The organism is Mesotoga sp. HF07.pep.5.2.highcov (genome assembly GCF_003666285.1).
GTDB lineage: Bacteria > Thermotogota > Thermotogae > Petrotogales > Kosmotogaceae > Mesotoga > Mesotoga prima.
In genome coordinates this window covers 1-5,352 of record NZ_JFHJ01000633.1, presented here as the reverse complement: position 1 = coordinate 5,352, position 5,352 = coordinate 1, and the positions used below count along the sequence as shown (strand labels likewise).

The window sequence follows — 5,352 nt, the reverse complement described above, 5'->3', positions numbered from 1 at the left end:
GAGAGATAATCGTGGTGAGCATGAAGTCATCGTTAACTTGCTTGTTTGAATCGTACGTCCCGAAGTGATCGCCTGCCATGCCAAAAGACAAACCATATGAACTGCATATCTCTCCTACCCACCGTCTCAGAAGGGGTATGACTCTGTTTACATAAGACACGTCCGAAGAAGGACCATCAAGTCTTATGCCCATTACCAGGACCATTGGATCGTTCGTTGGGATCGTTTCCGGCAACCTCACAAAATTCCAGAATTCGTCGGATTGCGGGGAATTCCCCAGGAGCCCTCTGAGCTCCTCAAATTCAACAAGCATCTGACCTATGCTGCGGACAGCTGAAAAATCGTAATTGACGAGGCTTTGAACCGTTCTAGAGAGGTCCTGGTCTCGGCTTCTCATTGAAGAGAGTTCAGCGGGATCTACCATAAGAAGCCCGAGTGGCCCCAAATCTGACATAACATCGAATCTTACGAAAGATTCGATATTCTTCATTTCATTGGCTGTTTCATAAATCTGCCTGCCTGCAGAAATCAGATTCTCTATGCCCTTTTCAGTTTTATCGTCAGTTTGGAGTACGATATATGTAACGTCTCCAGAAGTATCCCCGCTAATGAAACGATTGTATTGTTTCACAACAGGATTGTCTTTGGGTAGTATCTTGAGTAGATCTGAATCGATATTCAGCTTCGTGGAAAGATATGCACCGAAGGCGCCAAGTATAACGAAAAAAACTATGACGGCAACACGGTGTCTAATGACAAATTCACTCAATCTCAACAACTAACCATCACTCACCATCGAATATTCTTGTCCTTAGAAAAGCATCTCAAGTATACCAACTTTGAAATGAAGAAACATCTTTTTTGCTAATCGCTTCAGTCTTTTATCAGAAAATACCTTACAGGAAGATATGGTATTGAGTAGCGCTCCACAGTTTCAATGAAGGACTGGTTGATCACGCCGCCCTCTCTTAAAACGACAACAGGACCACTTCCGGCAAAGACGTCTGAGACAAAACTCCCGGGACTTATAGAGTGCATAAAATGTACTCTGTAAAACCTGAATCCTTCTTTCAGGAATGAATTGTAGTCTGACTCCATGACAAGCGTGTAACCAGGCAGATAAGTAAGTCGGAAAGCTCCGTAATCGATGGACTCCATTCTAGTTACCGTGCTACCGAAAAACTCTACTGTCTCGTGTTCTCTTATACCGTTCTTGCCCGTTTCAATGTAGAAGAGAGTCTGCAACCTAGAGAAGACTTCCTTGTAGGGGCAGGTAAACGTTCTAATGCCTTTTTCAGCCGACATGATCCAGGGTCCGACACCTTCTCTCTCGAGTTGCTGGAGAACAGAGCTGAAATCCTTTGTCTCTTCGAGATGATTTTTGAATCGCTCAAGCAAAGGTATAAAGCTGTTTCTGAGAAAGAAGTCGGGAGTCGCTCTCCGGCTCCCGACATTCTGAATTGTTTCAAAATTCATGTATACAATTACGAGAAGCCCACAAATCAGTGCGATGAGCGAAATCAGTATTGAAACACTTGCTATCTTCAATTTACAACCTTAACTCCCAGTTTCTCGAGAATAGTCTCGATAGCTTTCGAAAGTTGAAGATCGTGTTCCACATCTACAGTAGCCGTTGAAAGCGTCAGCTCTCTCCCGTCCTCACTGGGAGCCTGCTCACCGGCTTCAACAATTATGTCTGGTTCTATTCCCTGAAGGTGAATATCACTTCCATTCGGAGTAAAATAATGCGCGGTTGGAAGCCATATTTCTCCTCCGTTCGAGAGATTAAATACTGTCTGAACTGCTGCCTTCCCGAAAGTTGTCGTTCCTATAACCGTTGCCAGTCCGTGATCCTTAAGTGCCCCCGTGAGTATCTCTGAAGCAGAAGCACTGCCATCGTTTACAAGCACAACAATCGGCTTGTCTGTGAAGTAGGAATTATATCTTGATCCCCAGGAATTGTAAACCTCTTCCTGACCGTCTCTATATCTTATCGTTATTACTCTCTTACCCTTTGGAAGCATCAGTGATGATATGTTCAAAACGCTCTGTAATAGCCCGCCAGGATTGTTACGAAGGTCGATAATGAACGCCCCACTCTCTCTGCTCAAATTCAGAGCATCCTGGAATTCATCATAAGTTGGCGCGTTGAAACCGGTTATTTGAATGTAAGAAATTTCGGTATCTTCAACAGTAAGCAATTCCGTCTTGACACTCTTAATCTCTATGAAGGCTCTTGTGATCTCTACAAAAAAAGGATTCTCTACGGATTCTCTATAGACCTCAAGAACTACCTGGGAATCGGGGTCTCCTCTCAGCATATTCACTGCGCCGTAATAACCAACTTCCGATACTGGCACTCCATCAATCGTGAGAATCAAATCGCCTGCTCTAAGGCCTACTCTTTCGGAAGGGCTTCCGGCCATCGGGGCCACCACTTCTAGACAATCGAACTCAATGTTGTACTGCACAGTAGAGCCAATCCCACCGTACTTGGAGGTGGTATCCAGTTCGTTTTCCTTAGTTTGAACCGGGTCAAAGTACCATGCAAAGGGATCGTCTAGTCCACGCATCGTTCCTGTCAAAGTCTCATTTAAAATCGCGTCATAATCTACCTTTTCAATGTCGTAATAGTTGCGATCGATGTACGTAAGAATCTCGAAAACGGGGCTGAACTTCTCGAACATTTCATCGTCTGTCATCGATGAAAGTGCGCCCAGAAAGAAAACTGCAACCAGGACTGAGACAGTCAACAATATCTTTAGGACTCTATTCTTTTCCATTTAACTTCCTCCCCTCTACTTTTATGCCAAACACCAGGTATGTAGTATGACCGACCATCCTATCTTCAGGTCTGAATCTTTCGGGGTTTGCCTTATAGCTTCTGGCAAGTATCTCCCACACCTGGATATCAATGATTCCCAGTGTTCCTAGAATCGTTACAGTCTCCTGAACCTGATTAGCTGTCGGACAGAGAATGCAGATCCTGCCACTTCTCTTAAGAATGGATACTGCGCTCTCAAGGGAAGCGGAGGGTTCGGGAACATCCAGAAAGAAGGCGTCGGCTTTCTGACTTTCTTTGCATTCCGCAACATCCCCAGATACGAACGTCACCCGTTCTATGTGGCCAAGATGGCGAACGTTCTTCTGCGCCTTTTCCAAGAAATCCTGTCTCTTTTCGTATGATACCACCTTGCCCGACTCACATACCGCTCGAGAAAAAGCAGAAGTCATTACACCCGTCCCCGTTCCGGCTTCATAAACAACATCGCCCGGCTTTATGTCGAGGTATAACAAGATAAACGCGACATCCTTTGGATACACTATCTGTGTTGATCTCTTCAAAGAGAAGATGCCGTCAATCATTGATGGTTTTATCAGGAAGGCATCCCGAAGCCCCAATCTAATCTTCTCTCCGAATTCTCTTCCCACAAGAGAATCCATTATCAGGTTTCCATAATGTGTCTTTAGGACACTGCCTCTCTTCACCTCAGAGAAGTATTTCGCCTCTTCGTGTTCAAGCATTATCAGAATGCTGTCACCGTATTGAATCATCTAAACTCCTCTAAGTTTAATTATGTTCTCGATCAGAGTGTCAAGCTCTTCGATCTGACCAGATTTACTGGCCTCAATTACGCACTTCCTCGTATAACCTTTGACTATCATTTCTGATACTTTCGAGAGTGCAGAGTTGACTGCCGACACCTGCGTCAGAATATCACCGCAGACTCTGTCATTTTCAACCATTTTCTGCAGCCCTCTAATCTGGCCCTCGATTCTTTTCAGTCTGTTCAGGACAGCTTTCCTTGTCTCATTGTCTACACCTTGCATGGCTTCACCTCATAAGGAACCGAATACACTGTCGCCAATGAATTCCTTGATAATGGAGGTTCTCGGAATATCCTCGAGGTTCATCATTGGAAGCAGGTAATCAATGAACCTGAGAAGCCTCTTAGCTTCGATATATTCAGGTACGGAATCATCAATCTGAACAAGTAGAGGCTCTGCAAATCCCTTTAACGCTGCCAGTTCATACACTATGGCAGAATTGAACATGACATCTGCCTCTTCTTGAAAGGGAAAGATATACTTATCCTCTCCTCTTCGGACGCTTGGCCACATGCGCATCGTGTCAAGCGCCGAGTGACCTCTCGATCTGTTGTCACGCACTATTCTGCGCAGCAATCTGACGTCCGTAGTTGGTATTCTGTTCAGACTGTCGAGATTCATTTGCGTCAGGGCGCTGACATATATCTTGAATTTCCTGTGTCTTGGAACGGAGCTGCTTAGCAATTCATTAAGACCATGAATTCCCTCTATGATCACCGGTTGACCCTCGGAGATTCTGATGGGTTTGTCATGGAAGCCGCTCTTGCCAAGCATGAAATCAAATTTGGGAAGCAAGACCTCTTTGCCATCCAAGAGTTGCGAGATCTGTTCGTTGAACAGATCAATGTTAAGAGCATGTATCGATTCGAAATCGTAATTGCCGTTTTCGTCAAGCGGAGTTTTTTCTCTGTCGACGAAGTAATCGTCAATCGATATCTGCACGGGATTCATACCGAGCACCTTGAGATGAAGCATCAGCCTCTTTGAGAAGGTTGTCTTTCCGGAACTTGAAGGACCTGCTATGAGAATCAGACTGGGTTCCTTATGTTTGGCAATCTGGTCTGCGATAGCACCGATCTTCTTTTCATGGAGGGATTCCGTAATATTCACTATCTCTCGAATCTCTCTTGGGCCCTTGCTGATTATTTCGTTTATCTCTCCAATAGTTTTCACTCCGAGGATCTCGCCCCATCTTTCATGTTCGAGAAAGATGGTAGAGATCTTTGGCTGATCGACGAACTTCGGTAACCTGTCAGGCTGTTTTGTGTCGGGGAGATTCAGTATAAAATAATCTCCATAGGGTATTAGGGAAAAATTCAGTATAGCTCCGGTCGAGTAAGGCATATAACCGTAGAAGTAGTTTATGAATCCCTTACATCTGTAGATATTGACGGTCGATTTCTTTCTGTATTTGAAGAGCAGAGCCTTGTCTCTCTGTCCATCTTCACTGAAAAGCCGTATTGCCTCGAATTTCCTCAGCGTGGCCTTTTCGAAAACGATATCCTCTTTGACTAACTCCCTCATTCTCTCTTCGATTCTAATGAGATTCTCCGAAGTACTTTCTAATCCCTCGATATTGCAGACTAGTCCCGTTCCTCTGGAGTGGTGCACATTCAACTGTGCCGAACCGAACAGCTCCCTGATTGCAATGAAGAGTATGAACAGAGTCCCCCTCGTATAGATCCTTATTCCATCGAGGGAAAAGAGATCAATGAATTCCACTTCCTTTTCGCCGTTTACATT

Annotated in this window: 5 protein-coding genes and 1 pseudogene; all 6 read right to left on the bottom strand. The window is 44.7% G+C overall.

Annotated elements, in window-relative coordinates; all coding sequences use genetic code 11:
• Nucleotides 1–775 (bottom strand): annotated as a pseudogene (locus BG32_RS13600) (RND transporter); the annotation flags it as partial.
• 98 nt (nt 776–873) lie between these two features.
• A complete protein-coding gene (locus tag BG32_RS13595; RefSeq protein ID WP_121526982.1) occupies nt 874–1,548 on the bottom strand; it encodes a hypothetical protein in 675 nt (224 codons plus the stop codon).
• The gene (locus tag BG32_RS13590) at nt 1,545–2,783 is read right to left on the bottom strand and encodes a S41 family peptidase (protein WP_006486998.1); all 1,239 of its coding nucleotides are present in this window, start codon (nt 2,781–2,783) and stop codon (nt 1,545–1,547) included. The genes BG32_RS13595 and BG32_RS13590 overlap by 4 nt, the downstream gene beginning before the upstream one ends.
• On the bottom strand, nt 2,770–3,555 hold the full coding sequence (locus BG32_RS13585) for a tRNA (adenine-N1)-methyltransferase (RefSeq protein WP_006486996.1): 786 nt from the start codon (nt 3,553–3,555) through the stop codon (nt 2,770–2,772). Before BG32_RS13585 ends, BG32_RS13590 begins: the two co-directional genes overlap by 14 nt.
• Entirely contained in the window at nt 3,556–3,831 is a 276-nt protein-coding gene (locus tag BG32_RS13580; protein ID WP_006486994.1) for a metal-sensitive transcriptional regulator, read from the bottom strand.
• A gap of 9 nt (nt 3,832–3,840) precedes the next feature.
• The coding region (locus BG32_RS13575; protein WP_147435060.1) for a uridine kinase at nt 3,841–5,352 on the bottom strand (1,512 nt) is incomplete at its 5' end.

Coding starts and splice junctions, on each gene's coding strand:
- BG32_RS13590 (WP_006486998.1), bottom strand. CDS start 2,783: ATGGAAAAGAATAGAGTCCTAAAGATATTGTTGACTGTCTCAGTCCTG.
- BG32_RS13585 (WP_006486996.1), bottom strand. CDS start 3,555: ATGATTCAATACGGTGACAGCATTCTGATAATGCTTGAACACGAAGAG.
- BG32_RS13580 (WP_006486994.1), bottom strand. CDS start 3,831: ATGCAAGGTGTAGACAATGAGACAAGGAAAGCTGTCCTGAACAGACTG.